The following is an 18,637-nucleotide window of genomic DNA, read 5'->3' on the forward strand; positions in this document are numbered from 1 at the left end:
ATCCGCGACGGCACCGACTTCGCCGCAACGGCGTGAAAAAATACAGTTGCCGGAGGTATTTGAAAAGAAGAGAAATCAGGGGCGCTGGGCGGTTTTTAGGAGCCGTAGAGCGTGCCCCAGCGGGCGATCAGTTTCTGCTGGAACATCTTGGCGCGGCCGTTCCAGTGCCGGGTCGCGTCGGAGCCCTCGCGCTCGGCCTGGCTCATCCGGTTGCGGGCGCGGGTGTCGGCCGAGAAGATCACGAAGGCCAGCTCGGTGCCGTCGGAGGCGGTCATGAAGCCGCCCAGCCCCGAGACGTAGTTCAGCGTGCCGGTCTTGGCGTCGACGTGGATCTCGGGTTTCCTGACTACCTTTCCCTTGGGATCGCGCACCGGGATCGTTTTCAGCAGCGGGCGCAAGGCGCCGCTCTTCTGCGCCGCGACCAGCGCGCCGAGCAGGTCGTTCACGCACATGCGCGAGTCGTCGGAAAGGCCGGAATGGTCGCGCATCGCCGTGCGCTGCATGCCGTAGCGGGTTGCCGCCCAGCGGCTCATCGCCTCGGCCGAGGCGCGCAGCGAGGCGGGCGGGCGCGCGTCGCGCGCGGCGGTGGCGGCCATGCCCACCATCTCGGCGGTCAGGTTGGTCGACCATTTCAGCATGTCGCGCAGGATCGCGGCGAGCGGCGGGCTGACCTTCTCGGCCAGCACCTCGCCGCCCGGAAGGTCGCGGGTGACCTTCGGCGCCTTCAGCACGATGCCATGGGCGCGCGCCAGGGTGCGGAACACGTCGCCGGCGTAGTCGGCGGGCTTGCGCACCGGCAGCCAGCGCCCGCCGTCGCGCCCCAGGGCGCGGGCCGAGACGGACCAGCTGTCGCGCCCGCCGCGGTCGGCATAGGTGTAGACCGGCATGGCGCGGTCGGCGAGCTTCATCTCGGCCATCGCCACCTCGGGCCGGTAGCGTTCGGTGCGGGCGTCCATCGAGACGGCATAGCCCTTGCCGGCGCGTTTCCACTCGAAATAGACGCGGTTGTAGTTCAGCGCGATGCCAGAGACCGCGGGGCTGTAGCCCAGTTGCTCGGGCTGTTCGGCGTCGATGCTGAATTCATAGGGCAGGGCGCCGTCCCAGACCAGGAAGTCGCCGCGCACCTCGCGCAGGCCGCGGGCCTTGAGCTGCGCGGCGATCTCGGCAAGGTCGTCGGTCGAGAGCGTCGGATCGCCGCCGCCGGCCAGCACCAGGTCGCCCTGCAGGACGCCGTTGCGGATTGGCCCTGTGGCGAGCGCGCGGGTCCGGAAGCGATGCTCGGCTCCCAGCGCCTCGAGCGCGTAGAGTGTGGTCAGCACCTTGGCGACGCTGGCGGGGGGGTGGTCTTCGCTGCCGTTCACCGCCTCAAGTGTCACGCCGGATTTCAGGTCGGCCACCGCCCAGGCGGTATCGCCGCTGAGGCCCGAGCCTTCGAGCAGGCTCTCGGGCCGTTCGGGCAGGCGGGCGCGGGTCTCGCCGGGGCTGGCGGCGCCGCCGAAGGGGCGCGCCACGGGGCGGAGCGAGCGGGCCGGCGCCTCGGCCAGCGCCGCGGGGGCCGCTGCGACGGAGGCGAGCAGGCCAAGGACGACTCGACGGGTGGGACGGTGCTGCATGGGCACAATAAACCGCAGGTTGCCGGCCTCGGCAAGCCGTCCGGCGCGGCCTAGCCCTTGTCCGTGGCGGCATTCCCCCAGCCGCCGCGGGCGCGGATCTCGGTCGAGCTGAGGTCGACCATCGGCACGTTGACGAAGCACCAGGCCGGGGCGCGGGCATGGCCCAGCAGGTGGCTGTCGCCGCTCACCAGGCGGTAGGGTGCGTAGAGCCGCGCCGCCGGCGACATCCGCGCCGAGATGCGGTCGCCGGGCCGGGCCAGCACGCCCACCGGCACCGACTCGAAGATGCGGCGCCAATGGTGCCAGCGGTGGATCTGGGCGAGGTTGTCTGCCCCCATCAGCCAGACGAAGTTCACCCCCGGATAGAGCGCCTTGAGCCGGGCGATGGTCTCGGCGGTGATGCGGGTGCCGAGCCGCGCCTCGATATCGGTGACCTGCACGCGGGGGTGCTGCATCAAGGCCCGCGCCGCCGCCATGCGCTGATCCAGCGGGGCGGGGCCGCGCGCCTTCAGCGGGTTGCCGGGCGAGACCAGCCACCAGACCTGGTCCAGCCCGAAGCGCGCCAGCGCCTGCCGGGTGATGTGCACATGGCCCATATGCGGCGGATCGAACGACCCGCCGAACAGTCCGATGGCCTGGCCGGCCCGTGCATATGGATGGTTCAGAGACACCTATCCCCCCGTCTGACGGGGACTTTTCCGTTGCGCGGGGGGCGTTTGTCAATCGTCCGCTGGTCCCTTGGGGTTTTGACGTGCCGCGCGCGCACCGGTAGTCTGGGGGCCGAGTCAGACCTTCCCCGATGGAGCCGCCGATGGATATCGACCCCGCCGCCCTTGCCCTGCGCGACAGCGCCAGCGCCGAGCTGATCGCCACGCTGCAGGCCGAGGCCGAAGCCGCGGGCGGCCCGGCACCCGATGCGGTGGCGGCCCATGCCAGGGAGCTCTTCGACAAGTATTTCGCCGTCAGCCAGCAGCGAAAGGAGCCGCCGGCCCAGGCCGCCGCCAAGATCGCCAAGCTGGTGGCCCGCCAGACCCGCAAGGCGCTGGGCTTCGACGAGCTGGCCGAAGCGGCCGCCCAAGCGCCGGAACCCGCACCCGAAGCCGCCGAGGCCCCGCCCGAGGCCAGCGGCACCGTCACCGGCAAGACCGCCGGGATCGAGCGCAAGCTGATGAACGTGCTGAACGCCGTCTCGGCCCATTTCGGCCAGCCCATCGACATCGTCTCGGGCCAGCGCAACCGCAACCAGCAGCTGAGCGAGATGTTCGCCAACTGGCAGAGCCACCTGCGCAACGGCCGCGACAACGCCTATCTCGCCGCCAACGAGAAGCTGCGGCTGGAACTGGAAGCCCTGAAACAGGCCAAGGACCGCAAGACCTTCATCGAGGTACTGGGCAGGAAGGCCGACCTCGACAAGCTCTCCCGCCACATGAGCGGCGACGAGGTCGACCTGGCGGCAAATACCGACCCCGCTATCGTCGAGGCGCTGGCCTCCTGCCTCAACCACCGGCAGGGCCGCAACTCGGAAGGCAAGCGGGTGCATCACTTCGACAACTCCCGCGTGGTCTGGCCGATCCCCGAAAGCACCCGCGCCCGCTGGAAGAGCTGACATTGCAGGCGGGCCCGTGATCCACTAGATACGCGCAAACCTTTCACGCGCGGGAATCCGATCATGGCAGCCTATCAATACGTCTATCACATGCAGGGGGTCTCCAAGGCCTATCCCGGCGGCAAGAAGTGCTTCGAGAACATCCATCTCTCCTTCCTGCCCGGCGTGAAGATCGGCGTCGTCGGCGTCAACGGCTCGGGCAAGTCGACCCTGATGAAGATCATGGCCGGCCTCGACACCGATTTCACCGGCGAGGCCTGGGCCGCCGAGGGCATCAAGGTCGGCTACCTGCCGCAGGAACCGCAGCTCGACGAGAGCCTGAACGTGCGCGACAACGTCATGCTCGGCGTCGCCGCCAAGAAGGCCGTGCTCGACCGCTACAACGAACTGGCGATGAACTACTCCGACGAGACCGCCGACGAGATGGCCGCGCTCCAGGACAAGATCGACGCCGAGAACCTCTGGGATCTCGACAGCCAGATCGACGTCTCGCTCGAAGCGCTGCGCTGCCCGCCCGACGATGCCATGCCGGCCAACCTCTCGGGCGGTGAACGCCGCCGTGTCGCGCTCTGCAAGCTGCTGCTCGAAGCGCCCGACATGCTGCTGCTCGACGAACCGACCAACCACCTCGACGCCGAGACCATCGCCTGGCTGCAACAGCACCTGATCGACTACAAGGGAACGATCCTGATCGTCACCCACGACCGCTACTTCCTCGACGACATCACCGGCTGGATCCTCGAACTCGACCGCGGCCGCGGCATCCCCTACGAGGGCAACTACTCCTCCTGGGTCGAACAGAAGGCCAAGCGGCTGGAGCAGGAAGCCCGCGAGGACAAGTCGCGCGCCAAGACGCTGGAACGCGAACTCGAATGGATGCGGCAGGGCGCCAAGGCGCGGCAGGCCAAGTCCAAGGCCCGTATCAACGCCTATAACGAGCTGGCCGAGCAGTCCGAGCGCGAGAAGCTCGCACGCGCCCAGATCGTCATCCCCAACGGCCCGCGCCTTGGCGGCAAGGTGATCGAGGTCGAGGGCCTGAAGAAGCACATGGGCGACAAGCTGCTGATCGAGGACCTGAGCTTCGCGCTGCCGCCGGGCGGCATCGTCGGCGTCATCGGCCCCAACGGCGCCGGGAAGTCGACGCTGTTCAAGATGCTGACCGGGCAGGAGAAACCCGACGCCGGCACCATCGAGATCGGCGATACCGTGCAGCTCTCCTACGTCGACCAGTCGCGCGACGACCTCAAGGACGGCGACAACGTCTGGGAGGCCATCACCGGCGGCGCCGAGGTGATCGAACTGGGCGACGCCACGGTGAACAGCCGCGCCTATTGCTCGTCCTTCAACTTCAAGGGCAGCGACCAGCAGAAGAAGGTCTCGCTGCTCTCGGGCGGTGAACGCAACCGCGTCCACATGGCGCGGCTGCTGAAAGAGGGCGGCAACGTCCTGCTGCTCGACGAACCGACGAACGACCTCGACGTCGAAACGCTGCGCGCATTGGAAGACGCCCTGGTCGATTTCGCCGGCTGCGCCGTGGTGATCTCGCACGACCGCTTCTTCCTCGACCGGATCTGCACGCATATCCTGGCCTTCGAGGGCGAGGCACATGTCGAATGGTTCGAGGGCAATTTCGAGGATTACGAAGAGGACAAGAAGCGCCGCCTCGGAGCCGATGCGCTGGAGCCGAAGCGGGTGAAGTTCAAGAAGTTCGTGAGGTAGGACGATGCGTGCGCTCGGGCAGCAAATTCGCCATGATTTCGCTGCCTGGGCCGCCAGCACCGCCGCGCGGTCCAGCAAATATGCGCGGTTCAGTGTGACGGTGGGGCGCAACGCGTTGAATGACGAACCAAGACTGACGCAAGTTTCGCACGGGCTTCAGTTCCTGCCGGAGCCCGGTGAATTCGACGCGTGGCATCGCAGCGTTTGCGAAAACGTTCAGAACAATCTGAGAGGCTTGGACGGCGAGACCTATCGGTTCGGCGTTTCGGCCAAACTGGTGAATGTCTACCTGAAAGCTTTGCTGGTTGGCGAGTTCGGTGAGACAACCGAATACTCTGATCGGGTGGCAGTGGTGCATCCGCCTATCGACCGAAGCCTTCTCGGCGTTTTGGAAGAGCTAGATGTCGGTGGCTTCAAAGCGGAATGGCGCAGGCTAAAGACAGCGAGTTGGTCGCTGTTTGAATATGAAGATTATGTCCAGGTCATTTCTCTGATCCGCAAATGCACGATCGAAAAGACTGACGATGGCCTGCCCAAGATGAATGGCCTTTGGGCGATAGAGCAACACTGGCCGGGCTATCAGAAAGCGGATGGCGCGCAATCCACCTCGCAATAGCCCACCCGTAGGGTGCGCATTCACTGCGCACCGCTGCGCCCGAAACTTGATAGCCATCCCCCGACAAGCGTAGGGTGCGTGCCCTGCACGCACCGCATTCCCAACCGAAATGGTGCGTGAAATCACACACCCTACCAATCCCCAGCCCGCCCGGAACAAGCCGAAGGCGCCGGGCGAGCGCCGGACCGGCCCCCCGGTCTGGCGCTTTGGAGGCCGGGCACTTCCCCCGCCACCCGCGCAATGACCTGGCTGGCATGAAGCGCGCCGTTCGGCAGTGGCCGCGCCAGCCCCCGGTCCGGCGCCCGCCCGGCGCCCCCCCGTAGGGTGCGCATTCACTGCGCCCCCCTCCTGCGCACCCCTCCGCCCCGAATCCGATATCCATCCCCCCAGATCCGCGCCATCTTCCCCGTCCCGGCCCCCTCCGCGAGCCCGTCATGGCCGACCTGCGCAAGATCCGCCGCCGCACCCCGCGCCCGTTGCGGGTGTTTCTGCCGGGCCTCGTCTGAAGGCTCCAGGAACCCGGCCGTCCGTTCACGCGTTTGTCATCCAGACCTGAACAAACCGTGGGAACCGCCATGCTCTATACCATTCTCATCATCATCCTGATCCTCGCCCTCATCGGCGCCCTGCCGACCTGGGGCCATTCCCGCAGCTGGGGCTACGCGCCGGCGGGTGGCCTCGGGGTCGTGCTGCTGATCATCGTGATCCTCTTGCTGATGGGCCGGATCTGACCGCGAAAGACTTCGGGATGCCCGGACTCGACGGGCGTCCCGGAAATCACTCCCAAGGGAAATGACGTAAATTCAATAATTTGACCCCCCGTCCTAGCTGGGACACCTGGTTTTCCGCCTTCAAGGCCCCCTCTCATCACGATTTTCGAACCGGCGATTTCCCGCGATCCCCGGCGCCCCTTTCCGGCGATCCCCCGCCGCCCCGAACCGGCCCGGAAACCGATCCTCCACCCCGCCGTTATCCCTGCACGGTCGCCACGGGGCGGCCGCACCAGAAATGGAGGAAGACCATGAAACGCACGATCCTTACCGCCGCCATCCTCGCCGCTTCGCTGGGCACGGCCGCCGTCGCCGAGACCCAGAAGGCCCCGGCAGCGCAAGGCAGCGCCGCGGTGATGACCCACGGCAACCTGATCTCCGAACTCAAGACCGGCAAGGCCGACAGCGCCAACTGGGCCAGCGAGATCGCCGGGCTGGAAAGCAGCGCCCAGGTCGAGATCGTCAAGCTGAGCGAGCTGAAGGGTGAAGCCGCCGAGAACTCGGCCGCGCTCGACACCGCCCTGACCGAGACCCAGGCCGACGCCGGCGCCGCCCGCACCGCCATCGAGGCGAATGCCGAACTGAAAGGCGCGCTGGAGGCCGAGAGCTTCACCGCCGAGGACGTGGTGATGGTGCAGGTCGATGGTGCCAACCAGGTGACCCTGGTGGTCGACGACCGCTCGTAACCTGTAACGCCGTTGCGCTGGCGGGCGGGCCTGTATCCACGGGCCCGCCCTCGTCGTATTGACGTCACGCCGCATGCCGGTTCCGAAGGTCGCGATGCACCGAGGAATAGGCCCAGTCGGTGGCGCTGCCCGCCAGCCCGTGTTTCACCGGGTCTTCGTGGCAGGCGGCGAGGTGCCACTCCAGGTCCTGCCGGTCACGGATGTGATGTTCCCAGAACCGCGGCTGCCAGATTCCGCTCTGGCCCTTGCGTAGGGCGGGGTTCACCCCGCCGCCCGCGCCGAAGGCGGGCACTTCGGGCGCGCGGCCGGCGAGGCGGAAGTGTTTGGAGAACCGCGCCTTGATCGCGCCCCAGCGTTCGGAATAGTTGCCGTCATCCGCCGGCAGCGTCCAGATCGCGTGCATGTGGTTGGGCAGCACCACCCAGGCGTCGATCCCGAAGGGGCGGCGGGCGCGGGTGTAACGCACCGCCTCGCGCAATATGGCGATCTCGTCGGTCAGCAGGGTCCACGACCGGTCCGCGAGGCAGACGGTAAAGAAGACGGTCGCGCCGGGGGCGCGGGGGCGGCGATAATTCGGCATGCCGCCCAGTCTAGGACAATCCGGTTAAGGTTCCCTTGACGGGCGGCGGGGTAAACCCCGCCCTACGCCCTTACTGGAACGCGCAGCCGGTCTTGACGCCCAGCTTGCGGAAGATCGTCGCCGCCGGGCAGAAGCCGGTGAACGAGGATTGCAGCAGGTTCAGCCCGATGAAGACGGTGAACCAGACGAAATAGGGCGAGACCCAGACCGTGAGCGCCACGCTCAGCAGCACCATCACGCCGGCAAATCGAAACACCGCAGTATCAATCGTCATCGCTTGTCTCCCCAATCCAGAGCCGCTGACGGCCATGGCCGCCGTTACGGTGCCAATCTAGGTGATCCTGAAGTTATATGCAATAGTTTGAATGTGAAATGGGGGCACGCGAGTGCCCCCAGGACTGCGACAGATTGCCCGGATCAGGCCGCGCCGCAGCCCTTCAGCCAGGAGAGGATGCCTGCCGCCGGAACCGCACCGGCCTGGCGCGCGGTCTCGCGGCCGCCCTTGAAGGTCGCCAGCAGGGGAATGCCGCGGATGCCATACTTGTTGCCGGCCTGCGGATAGGCCTCGGTGTCGAGCTTCACGAAGCGCGCGCGGCCCTTCATCTCGGCCGCGGCCTTGGCGAATTCGGGGGCCATCATCCGGCAGGGGCCGCACCAGGAGGCCCAGAAATCGACCACCAGGGGCACATCGTCGCGCGCCTGCGCCTTCTGCAGCCAGGCGAGCGAGACCTCCTTCGGCTTGTCCCACATCAGCGGCGCCCCGCAGGTGCCGCAGCGCGGGTTGGCGCCCAGCTTCTCGGCGGGGACGCGGTTGCCTTGTTCGCAATCGGGGCAGGTGAGTTTGACGGCGGTCATGTGAACCTCATCACATTCATGTTTCGTTATATATAGGAAGCGGGAAAGCCCCCGCAATCCCCGGTCCTCGACAGGATCGCCGGTTTGCGCCGCGAGGGAAATTCCAAAAATCCGCCGTGCCTCTCGACAGGCCGGTGGATGGCGCGCATAGAAAGGCCGGGTCGGGCCCGAGAGGGCCGCCACAAGAGAAGATAGGACGAGGACAACGGGCATGGTCGAGAAAACTGGCGGACACGAAGCAGTCGTGCTGCGCTTTCCCTTTCCGGAGGTTCCGGCCTATGGCGAGATCATGGAGATCCGCGACGGCATCCTGATGACGCGGATCCCGCTTCCCTATCGCCTCGACCACGTCAACATCTACTTCATCCGCGATACCAATGGCTGGGCGGTGGTCGATACCGGCATCCGCACCGACGAGGCCATTTCCGTCTGGGAGCAGCTTTTTGCCGGGCCGCTGAAGGGCATGACCATCAGCAAGGTGATCGTCACCCACCTGCATCCCGACCACATCGGCCTTGCCGGCTGGCTCTGCGAGCGCTGCGATGCGCCGCTGCTGACCAGCTATTCCTCGTTCATGGGCAGCCTGTACATCTCGCTCGGCGGCCGCGAGAGCCTGACGCGGCACAACTTCGACTTCTACCGCTGCCACGGCATGACCGACGAGATTGCCGGCGTGGTGGCGATCCAGGGCAACGAATACCTGCGCCGGGTGGCCGAGTTGCCGCCGACCTTCCAGCGGCTGCTGCAGTCGGACCTGCTGGAGATCGGCACGCGCACCTTCCGCATCTACACCGGCGACGGCCATGCGCCGGAACAGGTGATGCTCTATTGCGAGGAAGAGAAGCTGCTTTTCGCCGCCGACCAGGTGCTGGAGCAGATATCGCCCAACGTCAGCGTCTTCCCGGGCGAGCCGAACGGCGATCCGCTGGGCCATTACCTGCGGTCGCTGCGGCTGATGCAGTCGCATATGCCGGAAGACGTGCTGGTGCTGCCGGGTCACCGCCGCCCCTTCATCGGCCTGCGCGAGCGTTGCGCCGAGCTGGAGGCGCACCACGAGGAGCGTTGCGACCTGATCCGCGACACCTGCCGGACCACGCCGCAATCGGCTGCCGCGCTGGTGCCGGTGCTGTTCACCCGCAAGCTGGACGCCCACCAGATGAGCTTTGCCTTCACCGAGACGCTGGCCCATATCAACCGACTGGTGCGGCGTGGCGAGGTCGAACAGCTGGTCGATGCCGAGGGGCTGATCACCTACCGCACCGTCACGGCCTGACGCGTCAGAGAACGCCGATCTCGGCCAGGGCGCGGTTCAGCTCGGCCGGCAGCGCCTCTTCATGGGCGCGCTGTTTCGGCAGGTCGGGCGGCGCGTCGGCGGGGGAGAGGTAGCGCCAGCCCTGGAAGGGGCGCTTGGTGGCACTCTGGGTGCGCACCAGTTCCGGGTCGAGCACGATGGCGCAGCGGCGGATGCCGTCCTCGCCGATGACCTCGTCGAGCCGGACGATCTTCTGCCGCGCCTGGATCACGCCCTTGATGACCCAGTAGATCGAGCCGCCGTTCAGCACCTCGGCCTCGCGCTTGGGCCACATGCGGGTGACATGGCGGTTCAAGCCGTCGGTCCAGACGGTGCGGCGGCGCATCTCCTGCCAGGCGGCAAGATCCTCGACGCTCTCGGTGCCGACGGAGAGTTTTATGAGATGTACGTGCTTTTCCACAGAATCCGCGCTCCCGGCCGATATTGTAGTTCAAATCCAATCGTCGACAAGCGGTTGTGTTCGCCCGCTCACTTGCGGTAGACGCACCGGGCGTTCTGAGCTAATCTGATGCTTCTGCCCTTCCACTTACTTGCGAGCCTGCCATGACCCGTTTTGCCGCCCCTATTGCCGAACAAATCTGGGACATGAAATACCGCTTCAAGGCCGCCGATGGCACGCCCAACGACGTGACCGTCGAGGACACCTGGCGCCGCATCGCCCGCGACCTGGCGCGAATCGAGAAGGATCCGCAGGTCTGGGAAGACCGCTTCTACACCGCGCTGGAAGACTTCAAGTACCTGCCCGCCGGCCGGATCACCGCAGGCGCCGGAACCGCGCGCCAGGTGACGCTGTTCAACTGCTTCGTCATGGGCACGATTCCCGACAGCATGGGCGGCATCTTCGAGATGCTGCGCGAGGCGGCGCTGACCATGCAGCAGGGCGGGGGGATCGGCTATGACTTCTCGACCATCCGGCCGCGCGGCGCCGATGTGAAGGGCGTGGCGGCGGATGCCTCCGGCCCGCTCTCCTTCATGGACGTCTGGGACGCGATGTGCCGCACCATCATGTCCGCCGGTTCGCGGCGGGGCGCGATGATGGCGACGATGCGCTGCGACCACCCGGATATCGAATCCTTCATCGGCGCCAAGTCCGATGCCGCGCGGCTGCGCATGTTCAACCTCTCGGTGCTGGTGACCGATGCCTTCATGTCGGCGGTCAAGGGCGACGGGCCCTGGGACCTGGTCTTCGACGGCAAGGTCTATCGCACGCTGCCCGCGCGCGAGCTGTGGAACCGGATCATGAAGGCAACCTACGATTACGCCGAGCCGGGCGTGATCTTCATCGACCGCATCAACGCGGCCAACAACCTGAACTACGTCGAGACCATCGCCGCAACCAACCCCTGCGGCGAGCAGCCGTTGCCGCCCTACGGCGCCTGCCTGCTCGGCTCGATCAACCTGGCGCGTCTGGTCACCGACCCCTTCGGCAAGGACGCCAAGCTGGACGGAAAGGCGCTCTCCGACCTGGTCGCCCTGGCCGTGCGGATGATGGACAACGTCGTCGATGCCTCGAAATTCCCGCTGCCGCAGCAGCTGGCCGAGGCCCAGGCCAAGCGCCGCATCGGCCTGGGCGTCACCGGCCTGGCCGACGCGCTGCTGATGCTGGGGCTGCGCTATGGCTCTGACGAGGCCGCGGCCCAGACCGAGGCCTGGCTGCACGCCATCGCCCGCGCCTCCTATCTCGCCTCGGTCGAGCTGGCCAAGGAGAAGGGCGCCTTCCCGCTGTTCGATGCCGAGGCCTATCTCGCCTCGGGCAACATGAAGAACATGGACGAGGATGTGCGCGAGGCGATCCGCAAGCACGGCATCCGTAACGCGCTGCTCACCTCGATCGCGCCCACCGGGACCATTTCGCTCTATGCGGGCAACGTCTCGAGCGGGATCGAGCCGGTCTTTGCCTATGCCTACAAGCGCAAGGTGCTGCAGAAGGACGGGTCGCGCACCGAAGAGGAAGTTGTCGACTATGCCGTGCAGATGTGGCGCGACAAGTTCGGCGATGCGGCGCTGCCCGACTATTTCGTCAACGCGCAGACGCTGTCGCCCTCGGACCACGTCAAGATGCAGGCGGCGGCGCAGAAGTGGATCGACAGCTCTATCTCGAAGACGATCAACTGCCCCGAGGACATCTCCTTCGAGGCCTTCAAGGACGTCTACATGCAGGCCTGGGATACGGGCTGCAAGGGCTGCACCACCTACCGGCCGAACGATGTGACGGGGTCGGTGCTGAGCGTCTCGGAAGAGTCCAAGCCGGCCCAGGGCAGCGCGCCCGAGGTGGTTGCCAAGGACATGGGCGAACCGCAGATTCCGCATGGCGACGTCATCTACATGACCGAGCCGCTGGACCGGCCGCAGGCGTTGGAAGGGCAGACCTACAAGGTCAAGTGGCCCGACAGCGAGCACGCGCTCTACATCACCATCAACGACATCATCCTGGGCGGCCACCGCCGGCCCTTCGAGGTCTTCATCAACTCGAAGAACATGGAGCACTTCGCCTGGACCGTGGCGCTGACCCGGATGATCTCGGCCGTGTTCCGGCGCGGCGGCGACGTGTCCTTCGTGGTGGAAGAGCTGAAGGCCGTCTTCGACCCGCGCGGCGGGGCCTGGATGAACGGCAAATACATCCCCTCGATCCTCGCGGCCATCGGCGGCGTGATCGAACGCCACATGATTTCGATCGGCTTCATCGAGGGCGAGGGCATGGGCCTCAAGTCCGACCCGCAGGCCCAGGTCGTCAACCTCGACGCCCCGCGCGGCAAGGCCTGCCCGTCCTGCGGCCAGTTCGAGATGCGCATGGTCGAGGGCTGCATGACCTGCGGCTCCTGCGGCCATTCGAAGTGCGGCTGAGGGCTGGGGCGTTCAGTCGTCAGATCCACGATAGAATGTGCGTTTCCGGGGTGACTTGACCATTCCGGCACAGGATTGGCGACCACCGGCTGCAGCGCAGCCGGTGGTCTTTTATTTCAATGGCTTAGGCATTCGGGGAGGAGCTTGGATCCGCCTCCTCAACATTGTGTCCAGGAGGCTGCAGCTTGCGGCAGTCGGCACCATGGGCAGCCCTCGGAGCTGATCCGGCGGGTCGGGGTGCCGGAGGATTGAGCACGGTCGAGCCGTCGCAAGCGGCCGATCCCAGCACACAATTGACCCTGATCAATGTGACACTTGTGGGTGCTGCCTAGAAAAAGAGCGGGTTTGAGCAGTTGGCACGGGAACGACCGCAGGGTGTAGGAGGCCGAGATGTCGGATCTGGCAGGGGGGCTTGAAGCCCGCACGACCCAATGGGCCATGCACGATTCGGCAGCCTATGCCGAGGGTGAGGGCGGCGAACCCCCGGCAGTGCTATCGTCGGACGTTTCGTATCTCGATACTTCCCGGACCGTAAGTCCGCCCAGCCGTTCCACGCCGCTTCCCGGCTGGCTGGGCGGCGGGAGCAGCCTTCAATGCTGGGCGATGCCAAGTTCCGCGCAGGATTGGGTTCAAGGGAGTTCGCCCGAGGTCCAGTCGATCGCGGTCGCGACACCGCCCATGCAGTCTATCGACTGGGGAACCCGGCTCTCCTCAACCGAAGTGACGGTCTATTTCGCGCCTTATGGAGCATTGGTCGACGGCAGCGCCTCGGCGGGCTGGACAGACTATGAGATCGATCAGGCCATGCTCGCGCTGAAGCAGTTCGAGGCGGTTTCCAATCTGAGTTTTACGCGGGTCTACTCTCAGAGTGCGGCCGATTTCAAACTTATCACGGTTGGCATCGCCGATCCCAATTTCCTCGCGGTGATGTATCCGCCGGGGACGGAATACGCGGGCGATGCCGCGTTCAATTTCGCGGGTTACGGCTGGGACTGGGATCAACCCGGTTCCGGCGCGCTCGAGCAGGGAGGCATGGGCTTTTCCACGCTCGTGCACGAGTTTGGCCACGGTGTCGGGCTGGCGCACCCGCATGATGACGGTGGGACTTCCACGATCATGGAGGGGGTAACCTCGCCCTTCGGGTCCTACGGGGTCGGAGACCTGAACCAGGGCATTTTCACGGTCGAGAGCTTTAACCGGGGGTGGCCGGCGGGGCCGCTCGGGCCGCAGGACCTTGGCTCCAACTACGGCTACCAAGGGACGCTGATGGCATTGGACATCGCCGTGGTCCAGGCGAAATACGGAGCCAATCTGGATCATGCGACCGGCGACGATGTGTATCTGCTGCCGGATGAGAATGGCCTGGGGACCTATTTCACTTGCATATGGGATGCAGGTGGCGCGGACGAGATACGAAGCGCATCCGCGCTGGACGTGACCATCGACCTTCGTCCGGCCACGCTCCAGCAGGAAGTCGGCGGAGGTGGCTACGTTTCCTGGGCGGAAGGGATCCGTGGAGGCTTTACCATCGCCAATGGCGTGCTCATCGAAAATGCCGTCGGAGGAAACGGCAACGACGATATCACCGGGAATTCCGCCGCCAACAAGCTGCGCGGTGGAGGCGGAAACGACCTGCTCTTCGGGCTGGGCGGCGCCGACGTGATCCGTGGCGGCGACGGGAACGATGTTCTCGTCGGGGGCGAGGGCGCGGATACGATGATCGGGGGCGCGGGCACCGATCTCGCCGATTACGCGAGCGCCACGACCTCTGTCGTCGCGAGCCTTCTGGCTTCGACAGGCAATGCCGGGGCGGCGCAAGGTGACGTCCTATCGCTGATCGAGAACCTGCGCGGCGGTGACTACGACGATGTGCTGGCCGGAGACCGGCTCGCCAATGTGCTGACGGGTGGCCTGGGCAACGATCAACTGAACGGCCTGGGCGGGGCCGACGTATTGAATGGCAACCAGGGACGGGACACGCTCAACGGCAATGCCGGGGACGACCAGCTGGCGGGCGGGATCGGGAACGATATCCTGAATGGAGGATACGGCGATGACGTCCTGGTTGGCGGTGACGGCAATGATGTCATGTCCGGAGGCGTGGGAGCCGACCAGATCCGAGGCGATGCGGGCAATGACACCGTCACCTTCGCAACGGCCACGGAAGGAGTGAAAGCCTATCTGATCGGTTATGACCGCAACCAGGGCGAAGCCAGGGGTGACCAGTACATCAGCATCGAGAACCTGACCGGGAGCAACTACGGCGACACCCTGGGAGGCGATTTCAGGGACAACGTGCTGCGAGGATTGCGCGGTCAGGATGTCTTGAACGGACGTGCGGGGGACGACCGGATCTTTGGCAACCTGGGAGACGACGTTCTCAACGGCGGCTTGGGGTCCGATACGCTGACCGGCGGTGGAGGCGTTGATACGTTCATCTTCAACGGAGGCGCCGACGTGGTAACGGATTTTGCCGGGGACTTGTTGCGTTTCGACAGCGATCTCTGGGGGGGCGCGCAACTCGGCGCAGGTGATATCCTGGAATTTGCCCGGATATCGGGGGGCGATACGATCTTTGATCTTGGCGAGGGCAATAGCCTTACGCTGGTCGATTTCATTGATCTTGATGCGCTGACGCCGCTGATCGGGTCATTCTGAGCCACGGGACAGCGTGTTGGAACGGGCTTCCGGCATCCGATGGCACTTCAAAGGCAAGCAGACAGAGCGGGGCCGCTGTTGTGCCGTTCCGGATCCGCGTGACGGGCGGCGACATGTCTCTCGCTTCGAGGCGGAATGTCTGACCGTCGGTTCTGCTCTGTGTTCAGGCCTGTCGCCGCCTGGGCCGCCCGTCGCGCCTGACGGATTCCGCCATATATATTCCGTCCCGCATGTGTTAAGGGTGACGTAGGGTCAACCTCGACCCCGAGGGCAGCCCGTCAGAAAAATGGGAGGTCGGAACAATGAAGCCGTTGCACGTATTTGGAATGGCCGTTGCTGTCTGGGTCATGTCCTCGGCAGCCAACGCTGAAATCCTTGCCATCATGAACTATGAAAGCAAACCGGCGGATCAGTTGAAAAGCCTCAAGTTGACCGGAGAGCAACCGCGGCGCGAGGGCCTGGCCATCGTCGACCTGGATCCCGCCAGCCCCAACTTCGGCAAGATCGTGTCGGATATTCCTATCGATCCCGGCACGGTGGCCCATCACATCTTCTATGATCGCACGATGGCCAAGGCCTATATTTCCAGCCTCCAGTCCCCGCCGCTTCAAGTGCTGGACATGACCAAGAACCCATACCGGCTATCGGTGATCGAGACACCGCCCTGCGGCATGGGCGAGGACGTCATCTTCGACGAAGCGAACGAGCGTTGGTTCCTCACCTGCATGGCGTCGGGAAATGTGATCGTCGGATCGGTGAAGACCGACGAGGTGATCGGCGAGATAAAGCTGCCGGGCACCTATCCGCATGGTCTCGCGGTGAATACGGCGATTGACCGCATTCTCGTGACATCGACGATCACACCAGACCTGACCGGACCCGACGAATACATCTCGGTGGTGAAGGCTTCGACACTGGAACCGATCGGCAAGATCAAGATGTCGGATGCCGCCTCTCCATCAAGTGTCGCGCCGGTCGAAGTGTTGTTCGTGCCCGGCCATGAACCGGCCACGGCGATTGTTACCAACATGTTCGGGCATACGCTCGAGGCCCTGGTCTGGGACGGCGGCACGCAGGAGTTCAGCCGGGAAACCGTGTTCAATTTTGCCGAAAACGGTGCCCATGTTCCTTTGGAGATCTACTTCAACGGAACTGACAATCCGGACCGGATGTATGTGACGACGGCGATGAAACCTGGGCATCTGCACATCTTCGACATTTCCGAGGGGCCGACGAAACCGAAGTTGTTGCACCAGATCGTTACGGCGGACGGCGCTCATCACGTCGGGTTTTCACCCGATTTCAAGCTGGCGCATGTTCAGAATTCCTTCATCAACCTGCCGGACATGAGCGATGGTTCGGTTTCGGTCGTCGACCTGGCCAAGGGCGAAGTGATTGCGAACATGACGTCGCTCAGGGATGCAGGGTTCAATCCCAATTCGTTGACCTTGCTGCCCGAGTGGAACCATCTCGCCGGACATTGAAAGGGAGGGCGCCGGAGTTCCGGCGCCGCTCGCCTCGATCTGGAAGGCTCGCGTGATGGCATCCAATCGTATCGTCACCCTGGCAGTGGTCTTCGGTTCTGCGCTGTATCCGGCGGAACCCCTTGTCGCCGCGACGGGCTTGGACCCGGATAGCCCCGTCTGGCGGGTGGGCGCCGAGGACAGTGTCGAGGTCGCGGTGCAACTGGACCTGAAAACCGCGCAGACCGTTCAGGTCGCGGTCGGGTCGAAGGTCCGCCTGATCGTGCAAAGCCCCCAGGCGTTGGAGTTGCATTTCCATGCCTTCGACCAGAGCGCGCGCGTATCGCCCGGCAAACCTGCGGAGTTTGCCTTCCAGGCCACCAGGACCGGGCGTTTTGCAATCGAGGCGCATGGCATCGTCGATGCGCTTGGCCGCCACGAGAGGGTAGTTCTCTATGTCGAAGTGCGACCGAGATGACCTTGCCGAGGGGTGTGCTCATCGCGATGATGGCACTTCTGCCGGTTCCGGCGACGGCCCATGCCTTTGGCGCGCGGTATGACCTGCCGCTTCCGCTGGGGCTCTACCTGTCCGCTGCCGGTCTGGCCGTGGCGCTCTCCTTCGGCGGGGTATTGCTCTATCCGCAAAAAAGCTCTCGCCACTCCTTCGCGATGGATATCAGGGTTCTACCGGGGCTGGCGGGCTTCTTCCGGGTGCTTCTCGCATCGCTGGGACTGATCCTGTTCGCGGTGGTGATCGGTGCGGCCTTCGCTGGTCCCCCGGAGGCTACGCGCAACTTCGCCACGATCTGGATCTGGGTGATCTGGTGGGTGGGCTACCTGTTGCTGTCCGCGCTTGTTGTCGAGACATGGCCGCTGGTCGATCCGTTCCGAAGAATTGCCGTGGGCTTGGTCCATGTGAGGCGCGCAATGGGACAGGGCCGGGACGCAGGGCTGCCTCTTGTCTTCGGTTGGTTGGCGCCCATCGGATTGCTGTGCATCGCCTGGCTCGAAATGATCTCCGACTATTCCGAGGGTCCGCCCGCGATGGGCATCCTGGCGTTGATCTATCTCGGCGTGGCAATCATCGGCGGAGTTGTCTTCGGTCGGCCCTGGTTTGACATCGCCGACCCGATCAGCCGCGTGATTGGAGTTTTCGGACGGTTGGCGCCGATTTGCGCGCCTGCTCCCGGCGTGCTGCGACTTCGCTTTCCGGGGAGCGGGCTGCTCGACAATCGCCGGGCTCTGCCCGGAGATGTCGCCCTGGTTGTCTGCCTGATCGGAGTGGTCCTGTTCGATGGGCTTTCGGAAACTCCGGCCTGGGCTGCGGTGTTGGACTATGCCAGCGGAGCCGGGTGGCTCCGTCCGACATTGCTCTGGCTGCGCGAACAGGGCTTCGATCTGCTGAAGGTCATTCGGGGCCTTGGACTGGCTTGCGTCATCGGGCTGTTCCTTGCCGGCTACTGGATCGTGATTGCGGCCGTCGCCTGGATCACAGGGGCGAAAGAACCAATGGCCAGGCTTGGCGTCGAGTTCATCGAGGTCCTGCTTCCGATTGCAGTCGCCTATCACCTGGCGCATTACATTTCCTACCTGCTCATTGCCGGTCAGTTGATCCTCCCGGCCGCCTCCGACCCATTTGCGCTGGGATGGGATCTCTTCGGAACGCGGGGGCGTTCCATCGACATTTCGGTCATCGGGGCGCAGGACATCTGGTGGATTGCCTTCGTGACGGTCATTGCCGGGCATGCCTTGTCGGTGTTCATAGGCCACCGCCGCGCCTTGCAGGTCTTCTCGGGACCCAGGACTGCGGCAATCTCGCAGGTTCCGCTGACGCTGGCGATGGTGGGGCTGACCGTGCTCAGCCTGTGGATCCTGTCGCAACCTATAACGCAATGAACAATGGCCCTCGTGCCCA

Annotated in this window: 17 protein-coding genes; 11 read left to right on the forward strand and 6 right to left on the reverse strand. The window is 65.0% G+C overall.

Translation table 11 applies throughout. The annotated features are described in order from the left end of the window. Window positions 1-95: 95 nt before the first annotated feature. Both dacB and IE266_RS24785 read right to left on the reverse strand, forming a co-directional pair. Complete coding sequence (dacB, locus tag IE266_RS24780; RefSeq protein ID WP_189682822.1) at window positions 96-1,613, reverse strand: D-alanyl-D-alanine carboxypeptidase/D-alanyl-D-alanine endopeptidase; 1,518 nt, start codon at window positions 1,611-1,613, stop codon at window positions 96-98. A gap of 50 nt (window positions 1,614-1,663) precedes the next feature. Then, window positions 1,664-2,284, reverse strand: coding sequence for a nicotinate-nucleotide adenylyltransferase (locus IE266_RS24785; RefSeq protein ID WP_189682823.1), 621 nt, complete (start codon window positions 2,282-2,284; stop codon window positions 1,664-1,666). Between the two features lie 140 nt (window positions 2,285-2,424). On the opposite strand from IE266_RS24785, the gene IE266_RS24790 reads away from it, so the two are divergent. The 5 genes from IE266_RS24790 (at window position 2,425) to IE266_RS24810 (ending at window position 7,010) form a co-directional block, all read left to right on the forward strand. Then, window positions 2,425-3,219: a hypothetical protein gene (locus tag IE266_RS24790; protein ID WP_189682824.1), complete on the forward strand. Its 795-nt coding sequence runs from the start codon at window positions 2,425-2,427 to the stop codon at window positions 3,217-3,219. Between the two features lie 63 nt (window positions 3,220-3,282). Next, window positions 3,283-4,938, forward strand: a complete 1,656-nt coding sequence (ettA, locus tag IE266_RS24795) for an energy-dependent translational throttle protein EttA (protein WP_189682825.1) — start codon at window positions 3,283-3,285, stop codon at window positions 4,936-4,938. 4 nt (window positions 4,939-4,942) lie between these two features. Continuing rightward, complete coding sequence (locus IE266_RS24800; protein WP_189682826.1) at window positions 4,943-5,554, forward strand: hypothetical protein; 612 nt, start codon at window positions 4,943-4,945, stop codon at window positions 5,552-5,554. A gap of 575 nt (window positions 5,555-6,129) precedes the next feature. Further along, entirely contained in the window at window positions 6,130-6,285 is a 156-nt protein-coding gene (locus IE266_RS24805; RefSeq protein ID WP_189682827.1) for a DUF3309 family protein, read from the forward strand. Window positions 6,286-6,575: 290 nt separating this feature from the next. Beyond that, a complete protein-coding gene (locus IE266_RS24810; protein ID WP_189682828.1) occupies window positions 6,576-7,010 on the forward strand; it encodes a hypothetical protein in 435 nt (144 codons plus the stop codon). A gap of 64 nt (window positions 7,011-7,074) precedes the next feature. Here IE266_RS24810 and IE266_RS24815 read toward each other — a convergent pair whose 3' ends face one another. The 3 genes from IE266_RS24815 to IE266_RS24825 all read right to left on the reverse strand — a co-directional run bounded on the left by IE266_RS24815 (window position 7,075) and on the right by IE266_RS24825 (window position 8,445). Then, window positions 7,075-7,590, reverse strand: coding sequence for an REP-associated tyrosine transposase (locus tag IE266_RS24815; RefSeq protein ID WP_189682829.1), 516 nt, complete (start codon window positions 7,588-7,590; stop codon window positions 7,075-7,077). 70 nt (window positions 7,591-7,660) lie between these two features. Then, entirely contained in the window at window positions 7,661-7,864 is a 204-nt protein-coding gene (locus IE266_RS24820; protein WP_189682830.1) for a YgaP family membrane protein, read from the reverse strand. 143 nt (window positions 7,865-8,007) lie between these two features. Beyond that, a complete protein-coding gene (locus IE266_RS24825; protein WP_189682831.1) occupies window positions 8,008-8,445 on the reverse strand; it encodes a thioredoxin family protein in 438 nt (145 codons plus the stop codon). 211 nt (window positions 8,446-8,656) lie between these two features. On the opposite strand from IE266_RS24825, the gene IE266_RS24830 reads away from it, so the two are divergent. Further along, window positions 8,657-9,718, forward strand: a complete 1,062-nt coding sequence (locus IE266_RS24830; protein WP_189682832.1) for an MBL fold metallo-hydrolase — start codon at window positions 8,657-8,659, stop codon at window positions 9,716-9,718. 4 nt (window positions 9,719-9,722) lie between these two features. Here IE266_RS24830 and IE266_RS24835 read toward each other — a convergent pair whose 3' ends face one another. Continuing rightward, window positions 9,723-10,157, reverse strand: a complete 435-nt coding sequence (locus tag IE266_RS24835; RefSeq protein WP_189682833.1) for a DUF1489 family protein — start codon at window positions 10,155-10,157, stop codon at window positions 9,723-9,725. A 143-nt stretch (window positions 10,158-10,300) separates the two neighbouring features. Between IE266_RS24835 and IE266_RS24840 the strand changes: the two genes are divergently transcribed. The 5 genes from IE266_RS24840 to IE266_RS24860 all read left to right on the forward strand — a co-directional run bounded on the left by IE266_RS24840 (window position 10,301) and on the right by IE266_RS24860 (window position 18,618). Next, window positions 10,301-12,601 (forward strand): adenosylcobalamin-dependent ribonucleoside-diphosphate reductase, encoded by a 2,301-nt coding sequence (locus IE266_RS24840; RefSeq protein ID WP_189682834.1) that lies wholly within the window; start codon window positions 10,301-10,303, stop codon window positions 12,599-12,601. Window positions 12,602-12,991: 390 nt separating this feature from the next. After that, complete coding sequence (locus IE266_RS24845) at window positions 12,992-15,259, forward strand: M10 family metallopeptidase (protein WP_189682835.1); 2,268 nt, start codon at window positions 12,992-12,994, stop codon at window positions 15,257-15,259. Window positions 15,260-15,561: 302 nt separating this feature from the next. Beyond that, on the forward strand, window positions 15,562-16,743 hold the full coding sequence (locus IE266_RS24850; protein WP_229864475.1) for a YncE family protein: 1,182 nt from the start codon (window positions 15,562-15,564) through the stop codon (window positions 16,741-16,743). Window positions 16,744-16,798: 55 nt separating this feature from the next. Then, window positions 16,799-17,200, forward strand: a complete 402-nt coding sequence (locus IE266_RS24855; protein WP_189682836.1) for a hypothetical protein — start codon at window positions 16,799-16,801, stop codon at window positions 17,198-17,200. Between the two features lie 26 nt (window positions 17,201-17,226). Beyond that, entirely contained in the window at window positions 17,227-18,618 is a 1,392-nt protein-coding gene (locus tag IE266_RS24860; protein WP_189682837.1) for a hypothetical protein, read from the forward strand. Window positions 18,619-18,637 lie beyond the last annotated feature (19 nt).

The organism is Seohaeicola zhoushanensis (assembly GCF_014656415.1).
Classification (GTDB): domain Bacteria; phylum Pseudomonadota; class Alphaproteobacteria; order Rhodobacterales; family Rhodobacteraceae; genus Seohaeicola_A; species Seohaeicola_A zhoushanensis.

What these genes read in the sequence shown, in the direction of transcription:
- IE266_RS24860 (WP_189682837.1), top strand. Translation starts at nt 17,227, where the DNA reads ATGATGGCACTTCTGCCGGTTCCGGCGACGGCCCATGCCTTTGGCGCG.
- IE266_RS24825 (WP_189682831.1), bottom strand. Translation starts at nt 8,445, where the DNA reads ATGACCGCCGTCAAACTCACCTGCCCCGATTGCGAACAAGGCAACCGC.
- IE266_RS24805 (WP_189682827.1), top strand. Translation starts at nt 6,130, where the DNA reads ATGCTCTATACCATTCTCATCATCATCCTGATCCTCGCCCTCATCGGC.
- IE266_RS24800 (WP_189682826.1), top strand. Translation starts at nt 4,943, where the DNA reads ATGCGTGCGCTCGGGCAGCAAATTCGCCATGATTTCGCTGCCTGGGCC.
- dacB (WP_189682822.1), bottom strand. Translation starts at nt 1,613, where the DNA reads ATGCAGCACCGTCCCACCCGTCGAGTCGTCCTTGGCCTGCTCGCCTCC.
- IE266_RS24815 (WP_189682829.1), bottom strand. Translation starts at nt 7,590, where the DNA reads ATGCCGAATTATCGCCGCCCCCGCGCCCCCGGCGCGACCGTCTTCTTT.
- IE266_RS24855 (WP_189682836.1), top strand. Translation starts at nt 16,799, where the DNA reads ATGGCATCCAATCGTATCGTCACCCTGGCAGTGGTCTTCGGTTCTGCG.
- IE266_RS24845 (WP_189682835.1), top strand. Translation starts at nt 12,992, where the DNA reads ATGTCGGATCTGGCAGGGGGGCTTGAAGCCCGCACGACCCAATGGGCC.
- IE266_RS24840 (WP_189682834.1), top strand. Translation starts at nt 10,301, where the DNA reads ATGACCCGTTTTGCCGCCCCTATTGCCGAACAAATCTGGGACATGAAA.
- IE266_RS24810 (WP_189682828.1), top strand. Translation starts at nt 6,576, where the DNA reads ATGAAACGCACGATCCTTACCGCCGCCATCCTCGCCGCTTCGCTGGGC.
- ettA (WP_189682825.1), top strand. Translation starts at nt 3,283, where the DNA reads ATGGCAGCCTATCAATACGTCTATCACATGCAGGGGGTCTCCAAGGCC.
- IE266_RS24820 (WP_189682830.1), bottom strand. Translation starts at nt 7,864, where the DNA reads ATGACGATTGATACTGCGGTGTTTCGATTTGCCGGCGTGATGGTGCTG.
- IE266_RS24830 (WP_189682832.1), top strand. Translation starts at nt 8,657, where the DNA reads ATGGTCGAGAAAACTGGCGGACACGAAGCAGTCGTGCTGCGCTTTCCC.
- IE266_RS24790 (WP_189682824.1), top strand. Translation starts at nt 2,425, where the DNA reads ATGGATATCGACCCCGCCGCCCTTGCCCTGCGCGACAGCGCCAGCGCC.
- IE266_RS24850 (WP_229864475.1), top strand. Translation starts at nt 15,562, where the DNA reads ATGAAGCCGTTGCACGTATTTGGAATGGCCGTTGCTGTCTGGGTCATG.